Annotated in this window: 23 protein-coding genes; 8 read left to right on the forward strand and 15 right to left on the reverse strand. The window is 49.4% G+C overall.

The window, feature by feature from the left end:
- Positions 1–28: 28 nt before the first annotated feature.
- From ACSTTO_RS04905 to ACSTTO_RS04915, 3 genes are all read right to left on the reverse strand, one after another.
- On the reverse strand, positions 29–1324 hold the full coding sequence (locus tag ACSTTO_RS04905; RefSeq protein ID WP_439272185.1) for an ATP-binding protein: 1296 nt from the start codon (positions 1322–1324) through the stop codon (positions 29–31).
- A 111-nt stretch (positions 1325–1435) separates the two neighbouring features.
- The gene (locus ACSTTO_RS04910) at positions 1436–2155 is read right to left on the reverse strand and encodes a response regulator (RefSeq protein ID WP_439272023.1); all 720 of its coding nucleotides are present in this window, start codon (positions 2153–2155) and stop codon (positions 1436–1438) included.
- A 210-nt stretch (positions 2156–2365) separates the two neighbouring features.
- Complete coding sequence (locus ACSTTO_RS04915; protein WP_439272024.1) at positions 2366–2869, reverse strand: MarR family winged helix-turn-helix transcriptional regulator; 504 nt, start codon at positions 2867–2869, stop codon at positions 2366–2368.
- A gap of 440 nt (positions 2870–3309) precedes the next feature.
- On the opposite strand from ACSTTO_RS04915, the gene ACSTTO_RS04920 reads away from it, so the two are divergent.
- Both ACSTTO_RS04920 and ACSTTO_RS04925 read left to right on the forward strand, forming a co-directional pair.
- Positions 3310–3585: a hypothetical protein gene (locus ACSTTO_RS04920; RefSeq protein ID WP_439272025.1), complete on the forward strand. Its 276-nt coding sequence runs from the start codon at positions 3310–3312 to the stop codon at positions 3583–3585.
- 351 nt (positions 3586–3936) lie between these two features.
- Positions 3937–4578: an MBL fold metallo-hydrolase gene (locus ACSTTO_RS04925; protein ID WP_439272026.1), complete on the forward strand. Its 642-nt coding sequence runs from the start codon at positions 3937–3939 to the stop codon at positions 4576–4578.
- A 116-nt stretch (positions 4579–4694) separates the two neighbouring features.
- Here the strand turns inward: ACSTTO_RS04925 and ACSTTO_RS04930 are convergent, their stop codons facing one another.
- The 8 genes from ACSTTO_RS04930 to ACSTTO_RS04965 all read right to left on the reverse strand — a co-directional run bounded on the left by ACSTTO_RS04930 (position 4695) and on the right by ACSTTO_RS04965 (position 13862).
- Positions 4695–5177 carry a BA14K family protein gene (locus ACSTTO_RS04930; protein ID WP_439272027.1) on the reverse strand — a complete coding sequence of 161 codons (483 nt, stop codon included), beginning with the start codon at positions 5175–5177 and terminating at the stop codon, positions 4695–4697.
- A gap of 271 nt (positions 5178–5448) precedes the next feature.
- Entirely contained in the window at positions 5449–5685 is a 237-nt protein-coding gene (locus ACSTTO_RS04935; protein WP_439272028.1) for a hypothetical protein, read from the reverse strand.
- A 174-nt stretch (positions 5686–5859) separates the two neighbouring features.
- Positions 5860–6075: a cold-shock protein gene (locus ACSTTO_RS04940; protein WP_022710150.1), complete on the reverse strand. Its 216-nt coding sequence runs from the start codon at positions 6073–6075 to the stop codon at positions 5860–5862.
- 671 nt (positions 6076–6746) lie between these two features.
- Entirely contained in the window at positions 6747–7664 is a 918-nt protein-coding gene (locus ACSTTO_RS04945; RefSeq protein ID WP_439272029.1) for a transglycosylase SLT domain-containing protein, read from the reverse strand.
- A 4-nt stretch (positions 7665–7668) separates the two neighbouring features.
- Entirely contained in the window at positions 7669–10356 is a 2688-nt protein-coding gene (gene uvrB, locus ACSTTO_RS04950; protein WP_439272030.1) for an excinuclease ABC subunit UvrB, read from the reverse strand.
- A gap of 226 nt (positions 10357–10582) precedes the next feature.
- Complete coding sequence (locus ACSTTO_RS04955) at positions 10583–11146, reverse strand: SH3 domain-containing protein (RefSeq protein WP_439272031.1); 564 nt, start codon at positions 11144–11146, stop codon at positions 10583–10585.
- Positions 11147–11553: 407 nt separating this feature from the next.
- The gene (locus tag ACSTTO_RS04960; RefSeq protein WP_439272032.1) at positions 11554–12729 is read right to left on the reverse strand and encodes an alpha/beta hydrolase; all 1176 of its coding nucleotides are present in this window, start codon (positions 12727–12729) and stop codon (positions 11554–11556) included.
- A gap of 215 nt (positions 12730–12944) precedes the next feature.
- A complete protein-coding gene (locus ACSTTO_RS04965; RefSeq protein ID WP_439272033.1) occupies positions 12945–13862 on the reverse strand; it encodes a DMT family transporter in 918 nt (305 codons plus the stop codon).
- Positions 13863–14529: 667 nt separating this feature from the next.
- On the opposite strand from ACSTTO_RS04965, the gene greA reads away from it, so the two are divergent.
- Both greA and ACSTTO_RS04975 read left to right on the forward strand, forming a co-directional pair.
- Positions 14530–15003: a transcription elongation factor GreA gene (greA, locus tag ACSTTO_RS04970; protein WP_439272034.1), complete on the forward strand. Its 474-nt coding sequence runs from the start codon at positions 14530–14532 to the stop codon at positions 15001–15003.
- A gap of 3 nt (positions 15004–15006) precedes the next feature.
- The gene (locus tag ACSTTO_RS04975) at positions 15007–16086 is read left to right on the forward strand and encodes a glycosyltransferase family 4 protein (RefSeq protein ID WP_439272035.1); all 1080 of its coding nucleotides are present in this window, start codon (positions 15007–15009) and stop codon (positions 16084–16086) included.
- A gap of 78 nt (positions 16087–16164) precedes the next feature.
- Here the strand turns inward: ACSTTO_RS04975 and ACSTTO_RS04980 are convergent, their stop codons facing one another.
- Entirely contained in the window at positions 16165–16635 is a 471-nt protein-coding gene (locus ACSTTO_RS04980; protein ID WP_439272036.1) for an Lrp/AsnC family transcriptional regulator, read from the reverse strand.
- 253 nt (positions 16636–16888) lie between these two features.
- Entirely contained in the window at positions 16889–18289 is a 1401-nt protein-coding gene (locus tag ACSTTO_RS04985; protein WP_439272186.1) for a TrkH family potassium uptake protein, read from the reverse strand.
- A gap of 560 nt (positions 18290–18849) precedes the next feature.
- Here ACSTTO_RS04985 and trxB point away from each other — a divergent pair.
- From trxB to ACSTTO_RS05000, 3 genes are all read left to right on the forward strand, one after another.
- Positions 18850–19809, forward strand: a complete 960-nt coding sequence (gene trxB, locus ACSTTO_RS04990; RefSeq protein ID WP_439272037.1) for a thioredoxin-disulfide reductase — start codon at positions 18850–18852, stop codon at positions 19807–19809.
- A 297-nt stretch (positions 19810–20106) separates the two neighbouring features.
- Positions 20107–21012: a LysR family transcriptional regulator gene (locus ACSTTO_RS04995; protein ID WP_439272038.1), complete on the forward strand. Its 906-nt coding sequence runs from the start codon at positions 20107–20109 to the stop codon at positions 21010–21012.
- Positions 21013–21728: 716 nt separating this feature from the next.
- Positions 21729–23174 (forward strand): NCS1 family nucleobase:cation symporter-1, encoded by a 1446-nt coding sequence (locus ACSTTO_RS05000; protein WP_439272039.1) that lies wholly within the window; start codon positions 21729–21731, stop codon positions 23172–23174.
- A gap of 95 nt (positions 23175–23269) precedes the next feature.
- Here the strand turns inward: ACSTTO_RS05000 and ACSTTO_RS05005 are convergent, their stop codons facing one another.
- Positions 23270–24472 carry a pyridoxal phosphate-dependent aminotransferase gene (locus ACSTTO_RS05005; RefSeq protein ID WP_439272040.1) on the reverse strand — a complete coding sequence of 401 codons (1203 nt, stop codon included), beginning with the start codon at positions 24470–24472 and terminating at the stop codon, positions 23270–23272.
- Between the two features lie 128 nt (positions 24473–24600).
- Here ACSTTO_RS05005 and ACSTTO_RS05010 point away from each other — a divergent pair, with 128 nt between their 5' ends.
- Positions 24601–24744: a hypothetical protein gene (locus tag ACSTTO_RS05010; RefSeq protein ID WP_439272041.1), complete on the forward strand. Its 144-nt coding sequence runs from the start codon at positions 24601–24603 to the stop codon at positions 24742–24744.
- A gap of 223 nt (positions 24745–24967) precedes the next feature.
- On the opposite strand, the gene ACSTTO_RS05015 is transcribed toward ACSTTO_RS05010, so the two are convergent.
- The gene (locus ACSTTO_RS05015) at positions 24968–25177 is read right to left on the reverse strand and encodes a cold-shock protein (RefSeq protein ID WP_439272042.1); all 210 of its coding nucleotides are present in this window, start codon (positions 25175–25177) and stop codon (positions 24968–24970) included.

Below are 25177 nucleotides of genomic sequence, written 5' to 3' on the forward strand. Positions count from 1 at the left end.
CTTGTTTTTTTAATGAACTGTCCTGAATTCAGGCCGGAATATTAATAACAGCCCTTAAGCCGCCTTGCGGGCTTGTATCCAGTGTAATATCCCCGCCATGATTGCGGGCAATATCGCGGGCAATGGCCAGGCCAAGGCCGGTGCCGCTTTCATCCTGATTGCGCGCCTCATCCAGCCGCACAAAAGGCTTGAAAACATCTTCCCGCTTTTCCTTTGCTATGCCTGCACCATCATCATCAATGGTGATTGTGAGCCAGCCATCCTTGTGATCGGCTTTAATATAGACAGATTTAGCATAGCGGAATGCATTGCCGACAAGATTGCTGACCAGACGTTCAAAAGCGTTGGGGCGCACATGAATCCGGCTGTCACCATGTATCTCCATTGCAAAACCGCGCTGCCGCAATTGTGCCTCTTCCTGAAGCTTGCTGAACAAAACCTGCAGATCAAGCACACCTTGTTCTTCTGTGCCGGCACCGCGCGCAAATGCCAGATAACCTTCCAGCATATTCTGCATATCGGTAATATCCTGATTAAGTGCGGTTGTGTCGATTTTGTTTCCTGCAATGGCAAGTTGTAATTTGAAGCGTGTGAGAATTGTGCGCAGATCATGGCTCACACCGCTCAGCATGGCTGTGCGCTGCTCAATCTGGCGCTCAATGCGCTCACGCATCTGGATAAAGGCAATACCAGCCTTACGCACTTCCTCAGCGCCATGGGGATGAAAACCGGCCGGCATGGGCTGCCCCTTGCCAAAACTCTCGGCAGCTTCAGATAATTGCTGGATCGGTTTGATCTGATTGCGCAAAAAAGCAATTGCAATCACCAGCAATACCAGTGCCGCGCCGATCATCCATGTGAGGAAAATCAGCGTATTAGAGGCATAAGCCTGACTGCGCTTGGCGAAAACGCGCAAAACCTTATCTTCCAGTTGAATTCTAATCTCTACCAGATCTGAATCGCCTACCGTATCTATCCAGAAAGGGCGGTTGATTTGACGGGTTATCTCTTCATTGAGAAAATAATCCAGGATAGAGAAAAAGGGCTTAGGTCCGGGCGGCGGCAAGGGCGCTGGCGGCAGGATAGAAACATTGAGATCCAGACGTTGCTGAGCTATGCGGATGAGATTGGCATAATCCGGCTCCTGCGGATAAGTTTCCAATATATCAATGATTGCCGCAATATCACGCACAACCGCGGTGGAAAGGCGCTCGGTTACCATTTGCCAGTGACGTTCCATAAACACAAAGGCAATAACCGATTGCAGCAGCACCATCGGAGCGATGATAATGATCAGGGAGCGCGCATAAAGCCGCTTGGGCATGCGCAAAGCCAGCCAGTCGGAAATTTTTGTCCACAGCAAAGGCCAAATCTCCTGCCGTTGGGGTGTATGCCGTGCCCTGTCTCAATTTCTGTACGAAATTATGATGACCAGTTACTCAATGCTGAGTTTGTAACCAATGCCGCGCACCGTTTGCAGCCAGATCGGATTGGCGGGATCAATCTCGATTTTACGGCGTAAGCGGTTGATTTGCACATCAATTGTGCGTTCACCCACTTCGCCGTCCTGACCCGTGAGCTCATGACGGGGCACAGTTTCACCGGCCCGTTCTGCAAAGATGGTCATAATATCCTGTTCGCGGTCGGTGAGTTTAATCACTTCTCCGCCCTGTTTCAGCTCTTTGCGCGGAATAGAAAAAGTGTAAGGGCCAAAAACAATCTGCTCAATAATATGTTGTGTCGGTTGGCCGCCGCGGCGCAAAATATTATTGATGCGCAGGGTCAGCTCCCGCGGATCAAAGGGCTTGGAAAGATAATCATCCGCACCGGCTTCCAGCCCGTTGATGCGGCTGTCGGTTTCAGACAAGGCTGTCAGCATCAGTATAGGCACATTTTTCTGCTCACGCAGCGAGCGTGTGAGTTCAACCCCGCTTTCTCCCGGCATCATCACATCCAGAATAAGAAGGTCAAAATCAATGCCTTCCAGTTTGCGGCGTGCTTCCTGTGCATTGGCCGCAATGGTTACACGATAACCGCTCGCGGTGAGATATTGCGACAGCAGGCTGCGGATACGGGTATCATCATCAACCACCAGCAGGTGCGGTGCATCATCAGACAAGATTGTCTCTTCGCTGGCCATTGTTTTACCTTTCATTATTGCTCCTGTTTTAAACCCTGTATTAAACAGGAGCGCCTGTTAAATTCGACAAGAGTTGCCGTCTGTTTCAAAACAGAAATGCTCTGTTCTTTCTGTTTTTCGCAATATGGTGCGTAATATTATTTCACATTTCTGCCTGCAAATGCTTTTGTCAGAAATTCATCTGATTTATGTTCTCAGAAATATATAGTTTGCTACAGCTGCTCTTTACCCTTTTAATGAAAGATTATCGATCTGATCGCGCTGATCATTATTGACCATAGCCTTGAGAAAACCCTGAATAATCTTCTTTTCTGACATATTGCTCTCAGCCAATGCCGCAGCAATGCGGTCAGATTGCGGCTGAGTGAGGGAAAGAATAAGCTCTCTGCCGGCCGGCGTGGGATAAAGTTCACGCTGGCGGCGATCCGTTTCGCCGGTTAGTTGAATAATATGTCCGGTATCAACCAGTTGCTTAAGAACACGGGCAAGGCTTTGCTTGGTAATTTTGAGCACATCCAACAATTCAGCAACATTCATGCCGGGTTTGCGGTTTACAAAATACAAGACACGGTGATGCGCCCGGCCAAACCCCATGGTTGCCAGCTGCTTGTCAGGATCCGCCGTAAAATCGCGGTAAGAGAAGAACAAAAGTTCAATGATACTCAGATCGTTGACCTCATCTTCTGACAAGGCTGAACGAACAGTGCTATCATTGTAATTGGAACGCACGCCTGATCTCCGGCACAATATGATTAAACTCTGAAACCATTATAGCGTTAAATCAAACAGGTTTTAAGGCTTAAAGCGTTGAATGTATGAAACAACGCGCAATCTGTGCGTTAAATGGCCGTAAACAGCATTGGCAGATATTTTGCAGCCTTTATCCTTTCTTGTCTGCAAGGCGGTATTTTAAGAATCAACTCGCGGCTGCATTAATGCTTTTCCAAGTGCTGTGTTAACAAGCGGGGCGGCTGCGTGAAAAAAACAGGGCGTTATTTTGTATTTGTGGTTTTTTATTCCGGAAATAAAACACTTTATGTGGCTGAAAGTATTATCTTGATGAATTTAACAGGGGTAAATTATAAGAATTGACAGCGGCTTGTTTCTGGTCATCATCACAGTGTCAGAGTGTATTACTTTGATGCCAAACAATTTATGGGGTGACAATTATGGAAGCTCTTGTTCCAATTCTTGTACAGCTGGTTGCCGGCGCAGTCGGGGGTAACCTTGCCGGTGCGGTCAAGAATCTCAGCCTTGGTACAACCGGCAATACTGTTGCCGGCGGTATAGGCGGCTTAATCCTGAGCCAGATTCTGCCAATGCTGACCGGCGGCAATGCCGATTTGAGCGGTATTGTGGGGCAGCTCATTGGCGGTGGTGCCGGTGGTGCGGTTCTGACAGCTATTATCGGTTTGATTAAAAACAACCTCGTTAACAAAAGCTGACAGGGTTAGAGAAAAAGTGCCGGATAGCTTGAAATCCGGCACTTGAGCTTTCAGGTATTTTATCAATGCTTGAAATGCTTTTATCTTTTGTTTTTTGCATTATTGGCGTGCAAATTCCTTGCGCGGCAGTGATTTGTGATGCCTGAAAATCATCGCAATATTATTTAAAGTTGTGACGGGTAGTTTTGCCAGCCGGACTAAGATTGTGACCGGACGGCAGATTTATGCTTATCGTATGGTTTTGATGGGCTATATTACGGGCAGTGCAGGCTGCCCGTTTTTATTTGTGCGGGATAGTGCCGGATAAATATACGGACAGGCAGATTTTTTGCGTTAATAGTCAGGTGATAGATGAGTGAGCTTCAGGCAATTATAATTCCGGTAACCCCGTTCAGGCAGAATTGCACCCTCTTGTTTGATAAAAATACAAAAGCCGGTGTTGTGGTGGATCCGGGCGGCGATGTTGAGGCTATCAAGGATGTCATTGCAAAGAATGGTTTGCAGATTGAAGCTATCTGGATCACCCATGGCCATGTGGATCATATTGGGGCTGCGGCGGATCTGCGTGATGCCTTGCAGATTCCTGTGATTGGCTCACAGGTTGAAGATGCTTTTCTCTATGATCATGTTGAATCTTCTGCCGCGCAATATGGGCTTGGTGCGGGATATCGTAACTTTCAGCCGGATCGCTGGCTGAAAGAGGGGGATGTTTTGCAGGTGGCCGGAGAAAATTTTGAGGTTCTGCATTGTCCGGGGCATTCACCGGGACATGTGGTTTTTATTAATAAAGCCATGCATTTTGCACTGGTTGGTGATGTCTTGTTTAATGGTTCTGTGGGGCGCACGGATTTGCCAGGCGGCAATCATGAGGCATTGATCCGCTCGATTAAAGAAAAATTGCTGCCGCTAGGGGATGAATTTACCTTTATTTGCGGGCATGGCGCAGGCGGGCGCTTTGGCGATGAGCGGCGCAGCAATCCGTTTCTGGTTTAAAAGCAGTATCTGCGTAAAATTTAAGTTTATTGAGTGTGCTGCCAAGCATTTTCATGCTAGGCAGCAAGGAAAAAGGGGGGGCACCGATTGGGGTGCCGCCTTTATTTATATGCAGATTAGTTGGCAACGCAGAAATGATCCTGCCCGTCATAACCGCGATATGTGCCTGACTGCGCATTAAATGAGCGATAGCGGCGCGAACACCAATTATACCATTCACGCGTCCAGGGCTGGAAGGAGCCGGCATAATTGCGACCATAAGTGCGGCGTGCCGGCGCTGCCGGATAATAAACCGGCGCTGGCGGCGCATTGTAGACCGGCTGGCGATAAACAGGCTGGCGCTGCGGCTGGCTCAATGCACCGGCAATAATGGCACCAGCTGCAAGCCCCAGAACACCGGCGGCAATAGCATTATTACGGTCGCGGCGGCGTTCACGGCGATAATCATCACGGTCGTAATGATGCCAGCCATTATCCCAGCCGCCATGGCGCCAATAGGGGTCGTAATCCCAGTCATCTGCCGATGCAGCCGAGAAATTACCCGCAATTGTGGCAAGTGAAAGACCTGCAATCAGAGCGGTTTTTGTCAAAATCTTCATTTTACGCCTCCTGAACCATTTCCTGTCCGGATTGAACGTGGAAATGCTCTGTTTTTATATTGGCACGTATCTTTTCCGAAACCGCTTCATATTTTCGGGACACGTTATGTGACGTTGCTCTTTAAAAGTTTGTTTGCTCGCGATTATTATTGCAGGCAGCTCGTTTTGTGCATGTTGAATGCCGCGTTTCAATAATTTGCGGTTTCATCTTTTTAAAGAGCAGTTGTCACCGGTTATGGTTGATCTGCAGCGGGAATTGACAGCAGAATACTTATTTAATGCTCATAAAATAATGCAGGGCATATGAATGCTTGCTGAATAGCCAATAAGGGCAATATTCAGCTTTTTGAGGACAAGCCATTTCACTTTTGATGACGATTTGCAGCAATTGCGCGACTATGAATTGTTTTGCTTTTTCAGGCAGTGAAGATGTGATTATGTGCTTAGGCAAAAATGAGGCAGGGTGTTTTTTGATGATCTTTTCGCCGGAAACAAAAAGGCGATGCATTTTTGCTTGCTGAAATATAAGACTTTATAATTAAAGAAACCCCGGAAAACCGGGGTTTCTTTATGGTTTTGTAGTCATAAAAACCGTTTTGATGATGGCGCTGTTATATTCACTCATGCAAAATCATTTCATATTTTGCCGTAAATGCGCCAAGCGTATTATCACTGTATAATTTTATTCAGTGATGCTGATATCAACGGCTTTAGGGCCTTTTCCGCGACGATCAGGTTCAGTTTCAAAAGAAACTTTTTGATTGTCGGCGAGATTTGTGAGGCCTGATGCCTGAACAGCAGAGATATGTACAAAAATATCTGGTCCGCCATTGTCCGGTTTAATAAAGCCAAAGCCTTTTTCACCATTAAAGAATTTGACTACGCCGGTTTGTGCCATGGGATACGTTCCTTTTCCTTGGCGCCGTATTGGCTTTTCAGCCGCAACGGAATTTTTCGAACCGCTATGCGCACCACACGCCCAGCGGTAGGGGTATGCAGGCAGATATCGAAATCAGGAAAGGAGCCGATCATTGTCAGGTTATCCTGACCCGGAACTTATAGCGGTTCCGGCGCGCCGTTCTTCCAGTCTTCCATTGTTCGCCAAATGCCCGAACAATGCGAGACTGATCTATAGAAAGGTATTTGGCAAGCAAATTTTTGCTATTAGCGCTTTTTTTTCTTTGTTATGACGCCTTGCAATAAAATTTCAATTGTCTATAGTTTGATGATACTTGAATTAAAATGAAATAATATAATTTAAGTTTTATTTAGTTTTAAAATGAAGAGAAATTTAGCCATTATCGTAAATGTAGTATCGTATTAAGTTTGCATTTGTTTCTATAAAGTTTGAATATAGAAAGACAGGCTGTAAAAAATAAGCTTTAACATTATATGTAACTTCATTTCGTCTGCCGGAAACGCCCATTCGCAGGGCGGGAATGATCTGCACCGGGCTTAATATTTAACATTTTTATGATACTGCGGCTTATCGCGTAATGTGTGTTGTCGCAGGCTTTGTCACTTTGTGCCGCCTTTTTATTAGAATTGTCATGGGGGAGAAGGCGTGGATCAGCGGTTTTTACGAATGATGCAGGAGCCACCGTTTGCGCGCAGTTTGCTGCAAAGGGCATCAGCGGCCTGACGGCTGTTTGCGCCAATGCGTGCCGCATAGATGCCCTTGCGGCCAAGAGGCGTGCGAATACGTGAAATGGTAACTTCATGGCCGGCAAGCAATCGGGGATTTTGTTTGCGCAGGCGGTTCCACTGGGCGCGGACTGCACTGTGCCGGAAATTGCCGGCCACCTGCACCGCCCATGGATAAGGGCTGAGCTGTGCCATGGAGCGCGCGCGGGACTGAATAACGGGCAGGCGTTGGCAGGCTTGTTCAAAGGCCAGTTTTGTATCAAGCGGTGTATCGTCAAGCTCCTGACCGGTGCTGAAATGATCAACGCTTTTTCCGGTAACGGAAAGCACGTAATTTTCCGTTTCAAGGGGGAGAAAACCACCGTTTTTCAACCAGTTGGCAAGGCGTGCAGGGCCTGCATTATAGGCGGCGGCAGCCAAACCCCAATTGCCGAAACTTTCATGCAGGTCTTTCAGAAAAGCCGCAGAAGCAGGCAGCGCCTCATCAATATTAAATGCATTATTCAGGCCGCGTTCTCTTGCCGTATAGGGCATAAATTGCGCAATACCCTGTGCGCCCACAGGGCTGACGGCCAGATGATCAAAGCGGCTTTCTTTCCAGATAAGACGGGCAAAGAAATTGGGCGGAATACCGTGCTTTTCCGCCGAGCTGGCAATCAGCCGGCAAATATGGCTGATATCCGGCTTGTCTTGTGTTTTTTGCTTGCTCTGATTATCCGGCCTGTCTGCCCTGTATGATCGGGATATTGTTTTTTCTGTTGAGCTGTCTTCTGCCATTGCTGCCGGTGCAGCTGCCTGAAAGCAAAATAACAGGGCGGCAAACAAACGGGCGGTATAGTGCATGGCGCTATTTACCGGGGCGGCCTGTTTTGGACCGGCGGCGGCCCTTGCGTTTTACCTCCGCCGGATCTTCATAAGAGCCTGCACCGGTGCGGTGCCTTTTGAGAGGAGCCGCCCGATTGCCATCTTCCGCGTTCAAAGGCCTGGCCATATCTGTTCCCGGGCCCATATTGTCGAGATCTGGTTTTTTGAACAGGGATGATGCCTGATTATGACCGCGTGTTGTTCGCTCCAGTGTCAATTCCGCTTCACGCGCCAGCGGGTCATCGGCAATTACCAGTTCCTTTTCACGCAGACGTTTGATTTCATCGCGCAATCGCGCTGCATTTTCAAAGTCGAGATCAGCCGCGGCATCCCGCATCTGTTTTTCAAGATATTCCAGATGCGCGCCAAGATTATTGCCGACCATGCCGCCCTGTTCGGTAAAGCCGCTGATATCGGCGCGGACATGATCGCGCTCATAAACGGATTCAAGAATATCCGAAATATTTTTACGTACCGAGGCGGGTGTAATACCATGTTCAGCATTATAGGCCATTTGTTTTTCGCGGCGGCGGCTGGTTTCGCTCATAGCGCGGCTCATGGAGCCGGTTATGGTATCGGCATAGAGAATGACACGGCCGTCAACATTGCGTGCTGCGCGGCCAATGGTCTGCACCAGTGATGTTTCAGAACGCAGGAAGCCTTCTTTATCGGCATCAAGAATAGCGACAAATGCACATTCCGGAATATCCAGCCCCTCACGCAGCAAGTTGATGCCGATCAGCACATCAAATGCCCCAAGGCGCAGGTCGCGGATAATTTCAATGCGCTCCAGCGTATCAATATCTGAGTGCATATAGCGCACCCGCACACCCTGTTCGTGCAGATATTCGGTAAGATCTTCGGCCATGCGCTTGGTAAGAACCGTAACCAGCGAGCGGTAGCCGTTTTTTGCGGTTGCCCGAATTTCCCCCAGCACATCATCCACCTGTGTGCGGGCGGGGCGCACTTCCACCGGCGGATCAATCAGACCGGTCGGGCGGATGAGCTGTTCTGCAAATACGCCGCCGGCCTGTTCAATTTCCCATTTGCCGGGGGTGGCGGAAACGGCAATGGTTTGCGGGCGCATGGCATCCCACTCTTCAAAACGCAGCGGGCGGTTGTCCATGCAGGAAGGCAGGCGGAAACCATATTCAGCCAGGGTTGCCTTGCGCCGGAAGTCACCACGATACATGCCGCCGATCTGCGGAATGGTGACATGGCTCTCATCAATAAAAACCAGAGCATTATCGGGAATATATTCAAATAAGGTTGGCGGCGGCTCACCGGGCTGGCGGCCGGTGAGATAGCGCGAGTAATTTTCAATACCGGCACAGGAGCCGGTTGCTTCCATCATCTCCAGATCAAAGGTTGTGCGCTGCTCAAGGCGTTGCGCCTCCAATAAGCGGCCGGCCTTGTTGAGTTCGACCAGGCGGTGTTTCAGCTCTTCCTTGATGGATTTGATGGCCTGATTAAGTGTCGGGCGCGGTGTTACATAATGCGAATTGGCATAGATTTTAACGGATTTGAGATCACCGGTTTTCTGGCCGGTCAGCGGGTCAAATTCGGTAATGGTTTCAATCTCATCGCCAAAGAGTGATATGCGCCATGCGCGGTCTTCAAGGTGGGCGGGAAAAAGCTCAATCGTATCACCCCGCACGCGGAAAGATCCGCGCACAAAATTGACATCCTGCCGCTTATATTGCTGCGCTACCAGATCGGCGAGCAGCTGGCGCTGGTCTAAGCGATCGCCAATCTTCATCTCAAAAGTCATCGCCGTATAGGTTTCCACCGAACCGATACCGTAAATGCAGGAAACGGAAGCAACAATAATTACATCATCACGCTCAAGCAATGAACGGGTGGCGGAATGGCGCATCCGGTCGATCTCTTCATTCATTGAGGATTCTTTTTCAATGAATGTATCCGAGCGGGGCACATAGGCTTCCGGCTGGTAATAATCATAATAAGAGACGAAATATTCAACCGCATTATTGGGAAAAAAGCTTTTAAATTCGCCATAAAGCTGTGCCGCAAGGGTTTTGTTGGGAGCGAGAATAAGGGCAGGGCGCTGCGTGCGCTCAATAATATTGGCTACGGTAAAAGTTTTACCTGAGCCGGTTACGCCCAGCAGAACCTGTGTTTTCTCATTATTGTTAATTCCTTCTACCAGCTCGGCGATTGCTGTTGGCTGGTCACCGGATGGTTTGTAATCCGTCTCCATTTTAATAGGAATACCACCCTCGGATTTGACAGGGCGGTCAGGGCGGTGGGGTGTCCATAATTTGCCGTTTTTAAACAGAGGATTGCCTGATTCAATAAGAGCAGCAAGAGCCTCCACGGTTGCCGTTGCGCCGCTTGCGGGCATAGCGGTGGCTTGTTCCAGTGATATGTCCATACCGGAAACCGGATTGAGACCGGTTGCTACACGCTCTTTGAGTGTGGCGGTTTTTCTTTTTGTGGAAGTGGATTTTTTTGTTGTTGATTTTTTGGGCTTTTCGGCTTCATGGGTTGCTTTATCGGCCAACCCGTTAATCATTTTTGACCAGTCAGAAACAGAGGAAGAGAGCGGGATGCCGGTAAAGTCTGCCTGTGGCTGTTCTGAAAAGCCGCCGGCGCTGCTTTCAGGCACGGTCTCATTCTTATGATGTGCGGGGCTGTCTTTCTTCGGCATTGCAAAACTCTCTGAACAGGCAGGCGGAGGGGATGCTATGGCATATTTATAGTGAATATATTTATATAAGTATAGAACGAAAAGAGTACAGCGGAATGTTTTGCAGGGGGGATACGCAGATTTGTTTCAGAGTTCCGGCCTTGCAAAGCTGTTATGATTATAAGGCAGAATGAAATCAGCGCCGCAGGGTGAGCTGCGGCGCTGAATGCCGGAGAAACAGACAGGATTATTGGCCGTGCGGCCCCTCACCACGGCGCGGAGCCGGAACATAACCAACCCAGCCGGAGCGATGCGGACGCTTACCGTTCCAGCCGGGTCTGTAAGGGCGGTGGCCATGCCAGCCCGGGCGATAATGCGGGCGGTAATAAGGGCGATGCGGGCGGTAATATGGCCGGTGCGGGCGATAATAAGGGCGATCCCAACGGTCATTATTATTGCTGATTGCAGAACCGATGATGACGCCGGCAATCAGGGGAATGCCAATTGCCGCGGCTGTGGTGCCAAAATTATTGTTGCTGTAATTGCCGGATGATCCTTCCCGTACGGCCAGATAGCGTGATGATGCCCAGCCATAACGGCCTGCATAATCCACCTGACACCAGCCGTAGCCGGAGGTGCAGCCGCGCACATCAACGCGCGCACCATTGGGAATGGAGCCAATGACCCGGTATTTTGTACCGGGGCCGGTGCGGATGTTAAGATTGGTTGTTACAATGGCATTGGCTGCCTGTGCTGCAGTTGCAGAAAACAAGGCAACCGCAATAATGGCAGATTTGAATATCGTTTTCATGCTGACACTCCCTGTTATATTTTGGGTTGGCTTGTATATGATTGCGCTGACAGCTGATAAAAAGCAGTTATAACTTGTTATTGCTGTGGCATACCGGCTTGTTATTGCCGGGATACAAGCCATGTTCCGGCCATGTTCTGACGACACTTTAAAACCAGAAATGTGAATGCAGGCTGAATAGGTATAAATTATTATATATTTCGTTTTTATTTGAAGAATAACATAAAATTCTGCTGTGAGATAGGGTGTTGCCGGCAAAACTATAAATGGCGGCATATATATATTTGCGTATAACAGCTATTCAGAGCACCGCAGAAAATGTCATTTTAAACGGTAACATTCTCTGCGGTGCTGCCAGCGGGTTGAACTGAAATTGTGGCAAGCCGCTGGCAAATATTGTTATGATTTTATTGCTGCAAACCCGTGGCTGCGGCAGTGAGGATGCGCCCCGGCAAATAGATGACCATGGAGGCTGCGCCGGTGATAACGGAAGTACCGTCTGCCAGTATGGCTTCGCCGGATGTCTGGCCTTCCCCTTTAAGGGTGCTGAAAGACAGGCTTCCGTCACTCACAAGCGCCATCAAAGTGGGGGATGAAGCAAAGACACTATGCGCCCCGCCATCCACGCTACTCGCATCCAGAACGGAAATTCCGTATTTTTGCAGAACAGGAATACTGGAGCCATCGCCTACACGGGCATGGCCGCCGGTAATACGGCCGGAAATTGTAAGCGCGCTGTCATTGCGTGACACCATGACAGCCATTGGCGGCATTGGTACAATATCGCGGATCTGTTTCTCAAAAACATCAAGGTCAATATCGGGCGCCGCCAGCAGAACATTATTGATGCGCTTGAGGGTTGTTGCTTCTTCATTCAAAGCCAGCGTGCGCAGCGCCTCCATTGTAACAAAACTACCCATGGAATGGCCAACCAGTAAAATGCGTCTGGCTTTGGTTTTGGCGGCAAGTTTTAAAAGTTCCGCCAGACCGTCACGGGCAAAATTGGCGCTGTCCCGATCATAGACATAGAGGCCGACAGATGCCGCAGAAGGCCATGCATAATGCACGGTTACGGAGTTGAGCCCGTAATCATGGGTAAATTGCGCGGCACGGAATGTGCTGTCGGCAAAATTATTGTTATAGCCATGTACAAAAATCAGCAATTCCTGATCTTTGGGGGCGCGTTGTTCCAATGCTTTGTTAAGCTGCTGAACAAAAATCTGTCCATTATCATAAGGCTGAAAACGCACAGCCGCAAAATGTTTGGCGGGGTTGGGTTTAAAGCCGGTTTTTTCCACCACGCCTTTGACATGGTCGCGCGGAATGCCAATGTCAACGCGCGAGAAGTTCAGTTTTTCTGAGCGTTTTTCATTATATGGCAAGGAAAAGCTGCTATCGCGCCGGCGGCTTGTGGCAACATAAACCGGCACAACGGCTGCCGGTTGTGCCGGTTTGATAATTGCGGCATCCGAAGCGGCAACAGAAGCCGGGCTGGAATTGGGGCCGTGCCAGAGCACTGCGCGCCCGCCAGCGCATCCGCTGATGATGACTGAAATAACTGCCAATAAGAAAAGCCGCGCCATTTGTAATATTATTCCTGATCAGTCCTGAAAATAAAATGCCGGAGTGGCACCGGTTTAATGGGGGTGCCGGTTTATCTCTTGAATATAAAGCTGTCTTTTAAAAGCAGTAATCCGGCAGTCTGGCAATCTGATAAAGTCAAAAGCCATATTATCACCATTATTTAAAAGGACAGCGTGGCTTTTAGACAATAATCAGACTGGTATTTTGAAGAATTTTATTCCGGATTTTCCACAAGGGCTGTTTGTCCTTTGCCGGTTTTATCAAAGCGCAGGCGTGGTATAATTTCCACCATCAGCATGGAAAGGAAAATCAGTGCGCAACCGGCAAGCCCGATTGCCGGCAGGCGTTCATGCAGAATAACAGCACCGAACAGGGCGGCAAATAATGCCTCGGAGGAGAGGAAAATGGCCGCTTGCGGGGCCGTGGTATAGCGGGTGCCAATGGCCTGAAGCGTAAAGGCAACGCCGGAAGAAAACAGCCCCGTAAACAGGATTTCCGGTGCGGCGGCCTTTAAGGCAGCCCATTTGACAGTTTCAAAAACAGCGGCGAGCGCCAGACCGGCTGCCGCCACAACGCCAAATTGAATGCAGGCCATAGTTACAGGCCTGCCGATGCGCAAGGCATAGCGGGCGATAAAGAGCCCCTGTAATGCCCAGAAAAACGCACCGGCGATCATCAGCCAATCGCCGGTTTTAAAACTTTCCAGTGAGCCGCCGGAAAGCATCCAGATACCTGCAAGACTGAGAATGGCGCTGAGCCAGACCACGGGATGCGGCCATTGAGAAAACAACAAAACACCAAGAAGCGGCACCAGCACAACATAAAGACCGGTGAGAAAGCCGGCATTGGTAACTGAAGTGGTGAGCAGGCCGGTTTGCTGAAGATACATACCGCAACCAAGAAGGCAGCCAAGGAAAATGAAAGCCTGATAATCTGCAAATGTCAGCGCTGCGGCAGCGCGTCTTGATTCTATCACGGCAAAGGGTGCTACGGCCGCTGTTGCAACCACAAAGCGCAGACCGATAAAGGTAAGCGGCTCCAGATTATCCATTGCTGTTGATTGTGCAACAAATCCCAGCCCCCAGATCAACCCGGCAAAGAGCAGTAACAGATTGGCGCGTGTCTGAGTCATAAAAACCTGCAATGCGGTGATAAAACCGCGTGATTATCTGTGTGGCAGGCAAAATATTTTCTGCCTTGTGAAGTGGAATCAACCATCCTGTATTGATGTGGTGATACGGGCGGAGGCGCTGTGATAAGCGGTGCTACTATGCTGTATTATTGCGGGAAATCAAGCAGACGATAATGGTGCGGGCTGCATTGCAGAGCGGGTTTGGGTTTTGCATTTATTGTACGGAATTTTACGAATAGAGGCGGTTATAATACTTTGGCACAGAGTTTTTAGCGGGCATTTCTGCGCTATATTTTTGATTTGAAATATAAAAAAGCTTTAATGTTTTTAGTAAAAAAGAAAAATATTTATGTGTTTCCTTTTTAAAAAAACTTGCACATTATCTGGCAGAGCCTGTGTTTTTCACAAGTTTTTTTCTGATGCTTTTTGCTCTTTCTTTTTGTTTGCAAAACTGGCACGATAACCCAAATATGTAATCACATTTGAACGGTTCCGAAGCATCGCTTCGGTGACCGTTTTATTTTTGAGTCTCCGGACAGGCTGCGGTTGCAATGGAGAACCGTATCGTCCGGATTTCAGAGGTTGGCATCTTGTGGCTTGTAACAGGGCCGCGAAGTGTTTTTGTGCGATTAAATTGCGCGTTAACAGGCATGAGAAAGGACAGGGCATGGAAAAGTTCCCTATGACACAGGCTGGTTTTGATCAGCTTAAAGAGGAACTGCGCTGGCGTCAGCAGGAAGAGCGTCCGCGCATTATTGAGGCGATTTCGGAAGCGCGCGCACATGGCGATCTTTCTGAAAATGCTGAATATCATGCAGCCAAGGAAGCGCAGAGCCTGAATGAAGGCCGCATCAGTGAGCTGGAAGATTATATCGCCCGCGCTGAAGTGATTGATATTACCAAATTGAGCGGTTCAACGATCAAATTCGGTGCCACTGTTACGCTGATCGATGAAGACAGCGAAGAAGAGCGCATTTATCAGATTGTTGGTGATCAGGAAGCGGATGTTAAAAAAGGCCGCATCTCGATTTCTTCGCCGATTGCCCGTGCTTTGATTGGCAAAAGTGCCGGCGATACTGTAGAATTCAATGCGCCGGGCGGTGCCCGCTCCTATGAAATTCTTGGTATGAAATATATTTGACCAGTGCGTGTTTCCCTTTCCGATACCGATATTCTTGCTCCCAATTTTAAAAAACGCCTTTCAGGCGTCACCTCGACGATTGTCCAGTTGGTGCCTGTGCAACGCAAAAGGGGAATCAGGATAGCAGCTGTCGGACGGGGCTTGCCCGATGATGTGCCGCATATCCGTCTGCGTGATCTTTGCGGGCTGTGGCGCAAGCCGGCATCGGGCAGGGCATTCCGCATCTGGCATGCCCGCCGCAATGTGGAAATGCTGGCCGGAATTGTGATGCGTGATGTGCTGCGGATGAAGCTGAAGGTAATCTTCACTTCAGCCTCGCAGCGGCACCATAAAAAATTCACCAAATGGCTGATCCGGCATATGGACGGGGTTCTGGCCACCAGTGCGCGTACGGCCAGCTATCTGGAAGTGCCCAATATTGTATCCATGCATGGCATTGATCTGGAACAGTTTCATCCGCCACGCGATGCGGCAGACCATTTTGCGGCAACCGGTTTGCCCGGCAAATATGCCATTGGCTGCTTTGGCCGTGTTCGCCATCAAAAGGGCACTGATCTTTTTGTCGATGCGATGATTGAGCTGTTGCCGCGCTATCCGGACTGGACTGCGGTGGTGGCCGGGCGGGCAACGGCGGAGCATCAGGAATTTGAAAAGAAATTGCAGGAAAAGGTGCGCAAGGCCGGGCTTGCCGGGCGTATTATTTTTCTTGGTGAAGTGCCGTTTGTCAGTGCTGATCCTGCAGGGGACAGTATCAGCAGCTGGTATCGCCGTTTGACGGTTTATGTGGCGCCGTCACGAACCGAGGGTTTCGGGCTGACGCCGCTGGAAGCTATGGCCTCGCAAACTGCGGTGGTGACCAGTGATGCCGGCGCTTATCCTGAAATCGTGATTGAGGGCGAGACCGGCTATGTCGTGCCGTCAGGTGCTGCTATGGCGCCGGCGATTGAAAATTATCTGCGTGATCCGGCGCTTGCAGCAAAACACGCGGAAAAAGGCCTTGCCCGTGTGCGGGAGTTTTTTCCGCTGGAGCGGGAGGCCGGCACAATCGGTGCTTTTTACGAACAGATTTTTACACAAAAATAAAGCCGGCTGAACCGGCTTTATGACTGATTTTCGTCTTATCCGCACGCAAAACCGCTCCGCACTTTTGCTGGAAATACTTTAAATCGCAATCAGCACTTCATCCTTAACCGGTTTGATGGTCAGGGCTGTGCGCACCGAATCAACATTTGGTGTTGCTGTCAGTTCCTCAATCACAAAGGTCTGGAATGTGTTGAGATTTGGCGCTACGCAATGCAACAGAAAATCAGATTCGCCTGAAACCATCCATGCGCGGCGCACCAATGGCCATGATTTGGTTTTTTCCGCAAAGGCTTTCAATTCGCTGTCAGACTGATGCTTGAGGCCGACAGAGCAAAATGCCACCAGATCCTGCCCGACAGCTTCACCTTTGATTATTGCCTGATAACCTTGAATAATGCCGCTTTCTTCAAGCTTGCGCACGCGGCGCAGGCATGGCGGTGCCGAAATGCCAACGCGCTCAGCCAGATCAACATTGGTCATCCGCCCGTCACTTTGCAGTTCCCGCAGAATTTTCCAGTCAATATCATCAAGATCAACCTTAATCGGCATGGGGGCTCCGTAACAGGGTGTCGGTCAAAATCTGTAAACTGCCATCAGGCAGCGGTAATTTAGTTGTCTGCATAAAGCAATTATATAACAAGAATGCAAGGCTCTGTCTTATTGCGCTGCATTGTCAGGAATTGCTTGCATGCTCCTGCTTTATAGCATGATTGGAATAATGAGAATGGCTAATTGAAATTATCAGCCATTCTGAGGCATTTTCTCATCTTTTTGATACATCAGTTTTTTGTGAATAACCCGTTCAGCGTACCCAAAAGGCACGAGTGAAAAGAATAACAACGGTGATCAGCTCCAGGCGGCCGGCCAGCATCAAATAGCTCAAAACCCATAAGGCATTGTCATTGATGGTGGAGAAATTACCGGCAGGGCCGATTGTTTCTCCAAGGCCCGGCCCCACATTGGACAAGGCCGTGAGGGCGCCGGTAAAGGCCGAGACAAAATCAAGCCCGAATATGGCGAGTGCCATTGTGCCAAGAACCAGCGATGAGAAATAAAGAAACAGGTAGAGCAGGGCGCTTTGCGCGATATCGCCTGTGATTTCTGAAGTGCCATAGCGGGCTTTAACAATGGCATGCGGCATGACAAGACGGGTGAGGTTTGCCTGTGTGATGCGCCAGAGAATAATAATGCGGTTGATTTTCATACCGCCGGAGGTGGAGCCGGCGCAACCACCGATAAAGGATGCAAGAAAAAATATGCCAATCGCGGCAGGGCCCCATAAAGTGTAATCTTCTGTTGCAAAGCCGGTAGTGGTTATGACTGAAATGAAGTGAAAACCGGCTGTTATCAGGGCAGTGCCGAAAGGCATATCTGAATTGGCACGCAGCATAACTGCCAGACCAAAGGTAAACAGCAAAACCAGCGAGAGAAAAAGCTTGACCTGCGGATCAAGCAGGTTTGGCATTTGCTGCGGAATAACTGCCTTGATATAGAGAATGAACGGCATTGAGCCGAGTATCATAAAGGCCATGGCAATGAGAAGAATGGCATTATTGCCGTTGAAATAACCGAAAGATGCATCATGGGTTGAATAGCCGGCAGTGGAAATGGTGGTGAGCCCGTGATTGATGGCATCGAACATGCCCATGCCGGCTGCAAAAAACGAGATGATACATAAAGTTGTTAATCCGCAATAGGCGATAATAATGCCTGTTGCCAATTGATTGACGCGCGGCAGGATTTTCTCTGATTTATCGGAGGATTCCATATGAAAAAGCTGCACGCCGCCGATGCGCAGGGAAGGCAGCAGCAAAAGCGCCAGACCAATAAACCCGATCCCGCCGATCCAGCACAGTAATGAACGCCAGATCAAAATGCCGCGCGGCATCTGATCAAGCCCCGTCAGGGCGGTGGAGCCGGTGGCGGTAATGCCGGATGTGGCTTCAAATAAGGCTTTGGCAAAACTGATCGGCAAATGCGAAAAATAAAACGGTATGGAGCCCAGTAAAGCGGCGGTAACCCAGAGAGAAACAGTCAGAAGAAAACCAAGCCGTGGTGAAAAACGCACATGGCTGTGCCGTGTTGCCACAAATACCAGCGAGGAAGCCACCGCGGTAAAGACCGAAGAGCGGATAAAAACCAGCCAGTCCGGCGTGCCGTCACGCAGGTCGAAAATTGCAGGAAAGAGCATGGCAACCGCCATGATCATACCCAGACGTGCGCAGATATTACTGACAAAGCGGAATATGTTGCTGCCCTTTCGCTGACCAAATGACAATTTGCAAAATTGCATATGTGAATATTCAGGATCTGCGTGCTGATCTGCCATTTCTGCGTAATCGGCACAACATATTTGCCTTATAGGAAAACTATAAGTTCATGGCAAAAAATTTATGATTTCTTTAGCCTGCCGGTTTGAACAAAAATCTGTGTGTGGCTTCCCGGAAACAGCGGCTGCCTTTTACAGCGCGGCTATGCACTTGCCTGTGATTAAGGGCGCAAAGACTTGTGATGCAGCTTGTAATCACAGCGTGCTGAACCTAGTTTCAAGACGTCAGTGAAGCAGGGCTGAAAACACACTGGCTTGAGGATGATCAGGCTCAGGCCTTTGCAGGCCAAAATGTGAAACATTTTGGTGAGAATGTTCTAAGTGCCTGTAATTACATAATTTGGTCGCATTTGCAGGTGACGGACAACTATGTTGCAGCCTATGTATGACTGACACAGACTTGTTTTATATTCAGATCGGAAAGAAGGTTTTTGATGACGCAGCGCCATGTTCCCGTTCTTATTATCGGCTCAGGACCTGCTGGTTATACTGCGGCAATCTATGCCGCGCGTGCAATGCTGAAGCCTGTGATCATCACCGGTTTGGAACAGGGCGGCCAGCTGATGATTACAACAGATGTTGAAAATTATCCGGGCTATGCGGAAGCTGTGCAAGGGCCCTGGATGATGGAACAAATGGCAAAACAGGCTGAAAATGTTGGCGCGGAGATTGTTTATGATATGGTGTCGGAAGTTGATCTTTCGCAACGTCCGTTCATGGCAAAAACCGATAGCGGTGCAATATATAGTTGCGACGCGCTGATTATTGCCACCGGCGCACAGGCCAAATGGCTGGGGCTGGAAAGTGAACAGCATTTTATGGGCGGCGGCGTTTCTGCCTGCGCTACCTGCGATGGTTTTTTCTATCGCGGTAAGGATGTTGTTGTTGTCGGCGGCGGCAATTCTGCTGTTGAAGAGGCGCTGTACTTGTCACATATTGCAAAATCCGTGACTGTGGTGCACCGCCGTGACAGTTTCCGCTCGGAAAAAATCCTGCAGGAGCGTCTGCTCAAGCGCGATAATGTGAAGGTGATCTGGAACCATACGGTTGAGGAAATTACCGGCAATCCGGCCAGGCCGCCGATGGGGCCTGTGGTAACCGGCATCCGCTTGAAAGACACCGTGACCGGCAAAGTGAGTGAAATGAGCACCGATGGTGTGTTTATCGCTATCGGGCATGCGCCGGCAGTGTCCTTGTTCAAGGATCAGCTGAAGATGAAAGACAATGGCTATTTGTGGAGTGCGCCGGATTCGACAGCTACAAGTATTCCGGGTGTGTTTGCAGCCGGTGACGTGACGGATGATGTTTATCGTCAGGCGGTAACAGCCGCCGGCATGGGATGTATGGCGGCACTGGAAGCAGAGCGTTTTCTGGCAGCGCAGCAGGATGCATAATTCTGAACCGGTACTTATTCTGAATTTGATGCATGTTTATTAAGGTGTGCTGAAATTTAGTTATTTGTGCTGTGGCGGTTGATGCCTGTTTCTGGTTTACTGCCGGCAGTCAGAGCGGTTTCAGATAATGAGGGAACCGGAAATTACTGGAACCATGCAGCTTGGGCCGTGTGGTTTTATACAAGGATAAACGGCTCTGATGTTGATAAATGGGAAGCGCATGGCGATAAGCCATGCGTGCCGGAGGATTAAGCAATGTTTGTGCTGAATACAGGCATTGTATGAAAAGGGGATAGTGTGGTGGCACCACTCGACTGGGATAAGCTACGCATTTTTCATGCCGCTGCTGAAGCGGGTTCGTTCACGCATGCGGCGCAGACATTGCATTTATCACAATCTGCAATTTCGCGGCAGGTCAGTGCGCTTGAACAGGATGTCGGCGTGGCGCTGTTCTATCGCCATGCACGTGGCCTTATTCTGACAGAACAGGGCGAAATTCTTTATCGCACGGCGCATGATGTGCTGATGAAGCTGGAAAATGTGCGTTCCAAGCTGAATGAAAACCGTGAAAAGCCTTCAGGCCGGCTGCGGGTTACAACAACAGTGGGGCTTGGCTCCGGCTGGTTGATTGAGCGGATGGAGGAATTTGCAGACCTTTATCCGGATGTGCAGGTGCAGCTGATTCTTGATGATGAGGAGCTGGATCTGACAATGCGCCATGCGGATTGCGCCTTGCGCCTGCGCCAGCCGCAGCAGCCTGATCTTATCCAGCGGCGGTTGTTTACCGTGCATATGCATGTCTATGCCTCGGAGGGCTATATTGCCAAATATGGCAAGCTCAATGCGATTGAAGAACTGGATAATCACCGCATTGTAACATTTGGCGAATCTGCACCCTCTTATCTTATGGGGCTCAACTGGCTGGAAACAGCAGGGCGCAGTGATGGCAGTGAACGGATTCCAACGCTGCAGGTCAATAATCTTCTCTCTATCCGCCGCGCTGTGCTTGGTGGTGTGGGCATTGGTGTGCTGCCGGATTATATGGCGGATAAAACAACCGGTCTGGTGCGTTTGTTGCCGGCTCTGGGGGAAATTCCTTCTTTTGATACCTTCTTCTGTTATCCGGAAGCTTTGAAAAATGCTGCAAAGCTACATGTCTTCCGTGATTTTATTTTTTCCAAAGCCAGAAACTGGTCGTTCTGATCCGCTTATTGGTAAAAAAGCCGGTTTTAACCGGCTTTTATTTTGTTTTTTTGCAATTTGTACCGTGCTCTTTGATTTCAAGATGCTGAGCTATCTGAAAATGCATGGCTGCCTTGCAATAAAGAGCATTGTCCCTTGCAGGGTAAAAGGGCATATACAGGCCATCTCACTGATGCGTCTCCTCCTCCCATTGCGCATCACTGAGTGTTCCCCTCTGAAGGCTTGTCCATTTTGACGCCTTCAAAATTCCAGCCGGGTTTTTTTACCCGGCTTTTTTTTGCCTGGATTTCTGGGCGCATTTTATCTCCCCGTCACCACTTTATTGTAAATGGCTGTTTAAGTATCGGATAATGAAGGATTATCCGGGATTTTGGCCGGCAGAAAATTTTCTGGACTTTGGTAATTATTCCCGCTCTTATGCGGTTTGCACGATGCGGGAAGGGGGGGCGGAATCATCCGGAAAGCAGCTGTTTTGCCTGTGAAAATCTCAGGCAAAACTATAACCGGTATAGCCGGCAGCTTCAGCGGGGCGGGTGATGAGGTTTCTGCAAAGTGCGCGGAAAATAAACAAATAATAATAATATGCATAAAACTATAATAAGGGGAGATGGCCGGCAGTTTGTACTGCATTCAAGTGCGGATGTTGTGTTTGAGTACCGGAGAATGCCCGACAATATAGCCGGTTAAGTCGTCCCCGTCAGATGGGAGACTGCGAAATGCGCATCAGTGATGCTTCGCCGAATTTGTATAATGAAGATCTTGCCCCTGCAAGCCAGCGTAATTGGGGCGCATTCAGTATTTTTAATGTGTGGACATCAGATGTTCACAGCCTGTGGGGCTATTATCTTGCCGCCAGTCTGTTTTTGCTTTGCGGCGGCTTTATCAATTTTGTTATTGCCATCGGCGCAGGTTCGCTGATTATCTTTTTCCTGATGAATTTGGTTGGCTATGCTGGGGTAAAAACCGGTGTGCCTTATCCGGTTCTCGCGCGTGCTTCTTTTGGTATCTGGGGTGCAAATCTGCCGGCGCTGGTGCGCGCAGTTGTTGCCTGTTTCTGGTATGGCGCGCAAACGGCTGCGGCTTCCAGTGCTGTTGTGGCATTGTTGATTCGCAATGACAGCCTGCTGGAATTTCATCAGACCTCAACATTTATGGGGCACAGCACACTTTCAGCCTTTTGTTTTCTTGTGGTCTGGGCGCTGCAATTGCTGATTATCCAAAACGGTATGGAGACCGTAAGGCGGTTTCAGGACTGGGCGGGGCCTGCTGTCTGGATTGCCATGCTGGTGCTGGCCGTGGGACTGGTGATCAAGGCAGGTGGTTTTTCTTTTGATCACGGGATTCCGCAGGATGTGCTGCTTAATGCCACCAAAGATGCGGGGGTTCCCGGGGAGCCTGGTACATTCTGGGCGCTGATGGCGGTGGCTGCAACATGGGTGACTTATTTTGCCGCACTTTATCTGAATTTTTGCGATTTTTCCCGTTATACACCCGATAAAAAAACCTTACTGAAAGGCAATCTTTGGGGGCTGCCGGTCAATCTTATGCTGTTTTCTCTGGTGGCTGGCATCACCACAATTGCGGCTTTTGATGTATATGGTGAGGTATTGCTGCATCCCGAGCAGATATCCGCTAAATTTGACAGCTGGTTTTTGGCGCTTCTGGCGGCGCTGACCTTTGCCGTGGCAACATTGGGCATCAATGTTGTGGCTAATTTTGTTTCACCGGCCTTTGATTTTGCCAATGTTTTGCCGCGCTATATTGACTTTAAAAAAGGCGGTTATATTGCGGCATTCATTGCGCTTGTGCTTTATCCCTTTGCACCTTGGGAGGGCAATGCCGCAAATTTTGTCAATGCTATCGGGGCAACGATGGGCCCGCTTTTCGGCATTATTCTGGTTGATTACTATCTTATTGCCAAAGGTGAGGTGAATGTTGCCGCACTTTATCAGGAGGAAGGTGCATATCGTTTCAGCAATGGCTGGAATGTGAATGCCCTGATTGCAACGGCAACCGGTGCCTTATTCTCAAGTATTTTGCCGATGCTGACTGATCTTCTGCCGGATTGGTGGTCGATTTATGGCTGGTTTTTTGGCGTTCTGATCGGGGGTGGCACTTATTATATTGCGATGAAATTACGCCCTTATCATCCGGCTGTTTAAATAAATACGCCCGGACATTATAGTGTTCGGGCGTATTATCAGTTTTTTCAGAGCATTTCAGTCTTTGACGAATAGGATGAAATGCTTGTGAGTGTTTAGCGCAGGGAAGCGCAGAAACGCTGGATGCGGATGCAGGCCTCTTCCAGCAGGGCTTCAGAGGTTGCGTAGGAAATGCGGAAATTCGGCCCAAGGCCAAAGGCAGAACCGTGAACCACAGCCACGCCTTCTGTTTCCAGCAGTTCAGAGACAAAATCCTCATCGGTCTCAATAACCTTGCCTGAAGGTGTGGTTTTGCCAATCAGGCCTGCACAGGACGGATAGACATAGAATGCGCCTTCCGGAGTTGGGCAGGAAATGCCGGTGGCCTGATTGAGCATGGACACAACCAGATCGCGGCGCGCCTGAAAGATCGCCTTGTTCTTTTCAATAAAATCCTGCGGGCCGTTTAGTGCTTCAACCGCTGCCCACTGGGCAATGGAGGAGGCGCCGGATGTCTGCTGTCCCTGAATCATATCCATAGCCTTGATCAGTTCCAGCGGGCCTGCGGCATAGCCAATGCGCCAGCCGGTCATGGCATAGGCCTTGGAAACACCGTTCATGGTCAGCGTGCGGTCATAGAGTTTTGGCTCAACCTGTGCCGGTGTCATGAATTTAAAACCGCCATAAACCAGATGCTCATACATATCATCGGTCAGCACCCAAACCTGCGGATGACGCAGCAACACATCGGTCAGTGCCTTGATTTCACTTTCCGTATAGGCTGCACCTGTCGGGTTGGATGGCATATTGAGAATCAGCCATTTGGTTTTTGGCGTGATGGCTGCTTCAAGATCTGCCGCCTGCAGCTTGAACTGGTTATCCATTGTGGTTTCAACAGTAACCGGTGTTGCGCCGCAAAGGGATACGATTTCAGGATAGCTTACCCAATAAGGGGCAGGGATGATGACTTCATCGCCCGGGTTGAGGGTTGCCATCAGCGCATTGAACAGAATTTGCTTGCCGCCGGTGCCGACAATGGTTTGTTCCGGAGTGTAATCAAGACCGTTTTCGCGCTTGAACTTGGCGACAATGGCTTTGCGCAGCTCCGGAATGCCGGATACAGGGGTGTATTTGGTCTCGCCACGGTTGATAGCATCAATCGCAGCCTGTTTAATATTATCAGGGGTATCAAAATCCGGCTCACCCGCACCAAGGCTGATAACATCCTTGCCTTTTGCTTTCAGCTCACGTGCTTTCTGGCTGACGGCGATTGTGGCAGATGGTTTTACGCGGGACAGTGCGTCGGCGAGGAATGCCATGATCATTACTCCTGAATGGAACTGGCGATCCGGATGAAACCGGAAGATAACGAAAAAACCTAAAACAGCATGCAATCTCCTCAACTGCATGTGCATAAGCGTTACTGCCGTCATTAAAACAGCCATATATGGCGGCGTTTTCAACACTTTGCGGGCAGGATCTGCTCGCATTATCAACCGGTTATATTGCAGATATTGCTGCTCATGCCGGGGAGGCGGTGCTGATAAAAAGCCAGGCTGTTCTGGCAGGCGGCTACGACTTTATGTCGTAAATATAGCAAAAGTGCAAGAAGGGCTTTTACCTTGCAACAGTGTTTAAAAAAAATATGTTGCCGTGTTGCATAAAAGAAAAGGCGGAAAAAATCCGCCTTTTATTCGATCCCAGATTGTCAGTCCCAGATTATGTGTCAATGTGAGCGGAACAGCCTGTATCTTCAGCCATGCGTGCGCATCAAACCCTGACGGGTAAAACGCAACTCCTAACCTTTGCGCAGATTAAAGTGCGACGAGGTTGTCGGCAGATGAACGGCCAGAGCGGCGGTCCTGCACGATTTCATAAGAGATTTTCTGGCCTTCATCGAGCTGGGCAAGGCCAGCGCGCTGTACAGCCGAAATATGAACGAACACATCTGTGCCGCCCTGATCAGGCTGGATAAAGCCGAAACCCTTGGTCGTGTTGAACCACTTAACTGTTCCCGTAGCCAT

The sequence above is a fragment of the Pseudochrobactrum albidum genome (assembly GCF_051851455.1).
In the GTDB taxonomy this organism is placed as follows: Bacteria; Pseudomonadota; Alphaproteobacteria; order Rhizobiales; family Rhizobiaceae; genus Pseudochrobactrum.

Coding starts and splice junctions, on each gene's coding strand:
- ACSTTO_RS04905 (WP_439272185.1), bottom strand. CDS start 1,324: ATGCCCAAGCGGCTTTATGCGCGCTCCCTGATCATTATCATCGCTCCG.
- ACSTTO_RS04910 (WP_439272023.1), bottom strand. CDS start 2,155: ATGAAAGGTAAAACAATGGCCAGCGAAGAGACAATCTTGTCTGATGAT.
- ACSTTO_RS04920 (WP_439272025.1), top strand. CDS start 3,310: ATGGAAGCTCTTGTTCCAATTCTTGTACAGCTGGTTGCCGGCGCAGTC.
- ACSTTO_RS04925 (WP_439272026.1), top strand. CDS start 3,937: ATGAGTGAGCTTCAGGCAATTATAATTCCGGTAACCCCGTTCAGGCAG.
- ACSTTO_RS04930 (WP_439272027.1), bottom strand. CDS start 5,177: ATGAAGATTTTGACAAAAACCGCTCTGATTGCAGGTCTTTCACTTGCC.
- ACSTTO_RS04935 (WP_439272028.1), bottom strand. CDS start 5,685: ATGCATCGCCTTTTTGTTTCCGGCGAAAAGATCATCAAAAAACACCCT.
- ACSTTO_RS04940 (WP_022710150.1), bottom strand. CDS start 6,075: ATGGCACAAACCGGCGTAGTCAAATTCTTTAATGGTGAAAAAGGCTTT.
- ACSTTO_RS04945 (WP_439272029.1), bottom strand. CDS start 7,664: ATGCACTATACCGCCCGTTTGTTTGCCGCCCTGTTATTTTGCTTTCAG.
- uvrB (WP_439272030.1), bottom strand. CDS start 10,356: ATGCCGAAGAAAGACAGCCCCGCACATCATAAGAATGAGACCGTGCCT.
- ACSTTO_RS04955 (WP_439272031.1), bottom strand. CDS start 11,146: ATGAAAACGATATTCAAATCTGCCATTATTGCGGTTGCCTTGTTTTCT.
- ACSTTO_RS04960 (WP_439272032.1), bottom strand. CDS start 12,729: ATGGCGCGGCTTTTCTTATTGGCAGTTATTTCAGTCATCATCAGCGGA.
- ACSTTO_RS04965 (WP_439272033.1), bottom strand. CDS start 13,862: ATGACTCAGACACGCGCCAATCTGTTACTGCTCTTTGCCGGGTTGATC.
- greA (WP_439272034.1), top strand. CDS start 14,530: ATGGAAAAGTTCCCTATGACACAGGCTGGTTTTGATCAGCTTAAAGAG.
- ACSTTO_RS04980 (WP_439272036.1), bottom strand. CDS start 16,635: ATGCCGATTAAGGTTGATCTTGATGATATTGACTGGAAAATTCTGCGG.
- ACSTTO_RS04985 (WP_439272186.1), bottom strand. CDS start 18,289: ATGGCGGTTGCCATGCTCTTTCCTGCAATTTTCGACCTGCGTGACGGC.
- trxB (WP_439272037.1), top strand. CDS start 18,850: ATGACGCAGCGCCATGTTCCCGTTCTTATTATCGGCTCAGGACCTGCT.
- ACSTTO_RS05000 (WP_439272039.1), top strand. CDS start 21,729: ATGCGCATCAGTGATGCTTCGCCGAATTTGTATAATGAAGATCTTGCC.
- ACSTTO_RS05005 (WP_439272040.1), bottom strand. CDS start 24,472: ATGGCATTCCTCGCCGACGCACTGTCCCGCGTAAAACCATCTGCCACA.
- ACSTTO_RS05010 (WP_439272041.1), top strand. CDS start 24,601: ATGGCGGCGTTTTCAACACTTTGCGGGCAGGATCTGCTCGCATTATCA.
- ACSTTO_RS05015 (WP_439272042.1), bottom strand. CDS start 25,177: ATGGCTACGGGAACAGTTAAGTGGTTCAACACGACCAAGGGTTTCGGC.